We start from the raw sequence: 2,592 nt of genomic DNA on the forward strand, positions 1-2,592 counted from the left end.
GTAAGCGACTCGGCTGGGCCAGTTCCTGATTCGCGCGCGCGTGGGGCATGATGGTGCTGTCGCAGTGGAATTCTTATAGATCACAGGGGATCGTGTCCATGATCGGCGATCGTGGACACGATTCACGCAAATCTATCCAGATCTACCCGGTTAGGGGCGTAGGTGGAGTGGCCGGCTTCAGTTTCTCGGCCACGTTCCAAGGCAGCAATTCGTCGATGCGTGAGATCTTGTGATCAGCGATATGGGTCAGGACGTATTCCAGATAGGCGCGCGGGTTGATCCCGTTGAGCTTTGCCGACCCGATCAAGCTATACATCGCGGCGGCTCGCTCGCCCCCGCTGTCCGAGCCGACGAACAGATAGTTCTTGCGTCCGAGGGCGACACAGCGCAGCGCGTTCTCGGCAAGCACGTTGCTGATCTCGACTCGACCGTCCTCGCAGTAGAACACGAGCGCCGCCCAGTGGTTCAGCGAGTAGTTGATTGCTTTTGCGAGCGAGGACTTCGTCGATAGCGTCGCGAGTTTCACCCTGATCGTCGCTTCGAGCTTCGCGAGCAACGGCTTGCTCTTTTCCTGCCTGAAGCGCAGACGCTCGTCAGGCGCCTTGCCGCGGATGTCGGCTTCGATGCTATAGAGTTCGCCGATCATCTCGAGCAGTTGCTGGGTATCTGAAGTCGGTGTGCGCGCGTGAACATCGTAAATGTACCTCCTCGCATGATCCCAGCATGCCGCTTCGTGGATCTCGCCGCTCGCATACAGTTGATCGAAACCGGCGTAAGCATCGGCCTGCAGGATGCCACGGAATGCGGCGAGTCGGGTCTGAGGATGGACGCCTTTGCGATTCGAGGAGAAGTCGAACCATACCGCAGCGGGCTCGGTCGAGCCCGAGCGGTGATCGTCGCGCACGTAGACCCAGAAGCGACCGGTCACCGTCTTTCCGTTGCCTGGCGCGAGCACCGCAACCGGTGTGTCGTCGACGTGTACCTTGCCGGGGACCAGCACGTAGCGCTGGATTGCTTCAACAAGCGGTCCACAGAGCTCGGCGATCTGCCCGATCCAGCGGCCCATGCTGGCGCGATCCAGCGTCACGCCGTCGCGTGCCGCAATCTCCGATTGGCGGTACAGCGGTTGGTGATCGGCGAACTTCGATACCGCAATGTCGGCCAGCAGGCTCGGATGCGCGATGCTGTGCTCGATGGGCAGGCTGGGCATCGCGGGCTGTTCGATGTGGCCGCAGTCAGGACAACACAGCTTGTGACGGATCGTGCGGATCACTTTAAACGCAGCCGCTACGCGCGCGAGCTGCTCGGAAACATCCTCGCCGAGTCGCTGCATCGTTGTGGAACACTTAGGGCAAGCCGCATTCGGTGTAAGTTCGATTTCATCGCGTGGCAAGTGCGGCGGCAGCGGCTCTCGCGTGGGCGTTCGACCAGGCGGCGCCGTCGACGTCTTGTCTCGATGCCCTCGCGTTTCGGCAGCGCCCTGACCGGCCGTCAGGTCTTCGAGCTGCGCCTCAAGTTTATCGATCTGCCGGGCCAGTTTCTCGGACTTGCTCCCGAAGTACATCCGCCTGAGCTTGTCGATCTGCGCCTTCAGGCGTTCGATTTCGTCGTCCCGTGCGGCGATCTCCCGCACCATGTTCTCGATTGACGCCTGCTGCTCGAGCACCAGAGCCTGGAGCTCCGCGACGGTGGTGGGAAGCGGCGCAGATTGGGACATGCGTCGCAGTTTACGAGCCTTCGATGTGGTTTACAACATCGACAGAGCAGCGGTGCGTTGCGGGTGTCGCCAGTCGATGCCTTCGAGGAGCATCGACAGCTGTGCGCTCGTCAGATGGATCTTTCCACCGTCGGCCTGTGGCCAGACAAACCGGCCTCGCTCCAATCGTTTTGCGAGCAGCCAGAGCCCATCGTCGGTCGCCCAAAGCAGCTTCACGAGATCGCCGCGGCGGCCGCGGAAGATGAATACGTTGCCACCCAGCGGATTCTCTTCGAGCGCTGTCTGCACTTTCGCGGCCAGCCCCTGGAAGCCGCAGCGCATATCTGTCACGCCGGCCACGAGCCACACGCGCGTACCTGCCGGCAGCGCGATCACTTCAGGCATTCCTGCAGGAACGCTTCAGCGCGCTCGACAGACAGGCCGCGAATCTTCACACGCCGTTTGCCGATCTCCACCTCGATTTCGCACACGGGCGCCGGCATCGGTATACCGCTCGGCGCTTGCGACGCCACTGCGGGCTCAGGCGGCCGCAGTACCAATGCTGAGTCGATCACGTCGACGCTCAGTAGCTTCGTGCTGGGCACGCTCGGCGCAACTTCGATTGCAGGTATGACCAGCTTGCCTTCACGGTATTGCTTGCGCCACGCGAACACCACATTGGCGTTGATGTCGTGCCGTCGCGCAACAATCGACACCGACATGCCGGGTTCCAATGTCTCTCTGATCACCTGCTGCTTGAATTCTTGCGCATACGTCCGATGGGGATGCGTGCGGCCCGCTGCGTTCGACATGGCTGACTGTCTCCGTCAAGCTGAACGCGCCCATCATGCGTCGAAATATTCAGCAGTGGGAAACGGTTGTGCCGAGTCGCTTAC

General features: G+C 61.4%; 3 protein-coding genes. All 3 read right to left on the reverse strand.

The genetic code is table 11. The features are described from left to right. Nucleotides 1-142: 142 nt before the first annotated feature. The 3 genes from tnpC to NCR38_RS34295 are packed head-to-tail and all read right to left on the reverse strand — an operon-like array spanning nucleotide 143 to nucleotide 2,508. Complete coding sequence (gene tnpC, locus NCR38_RS33940; RefSeq protein ID WP_061122006.1) at nucleotides 143-1,717, reverse strand: IS66 family transposase; 1,575 nt, start codon at nucleotides 1,715-1,717, stop codon at nucleotides 143-145. A gap of 30 nt (nucleotides 1,718-1,747) precedes the next feature. After that, nucleotides 1,748-2,092 (reverse strand): IS66 family insertion sequence element accessory protein TnpB, encoded by a 345-nt coding sequence (tnpB, locus tag NCR38_RS33945; protein WP_061122005.1) that lies wholly within the window; start codon nucleotides 2,090-2,092, stop codon nucleotides 1,748-1,750. Next, the gene (locus NCR38_RS34295) at nucleotides 2,089-2,508 is read right to left on the reverse strand and encodes a transposase (protein WP_284502540.1); all 420 of its coding nucleotides are present in this window, start codon (nucleotides 2,506-2,508) and stop codon (nucleotides 2,089-2,091) included. Before NCR38_RS34295 ends, tnpB begins: the two co-directional genes overlap by 4 nt. Nucleotides 2,509-2,592 lie beyond the last annotated feature (84 nt).

Origin of the sequence: Caballeronia sp. INML1 (genome assembly GCF_023631085.1) — a bacterium.
Lineage (GTDB): Bacteria > Pseudomonadota > Gammaproteobacteria > Burkholderiales > Burkholderiaceae > Caballeronia > Caballeronia turbans.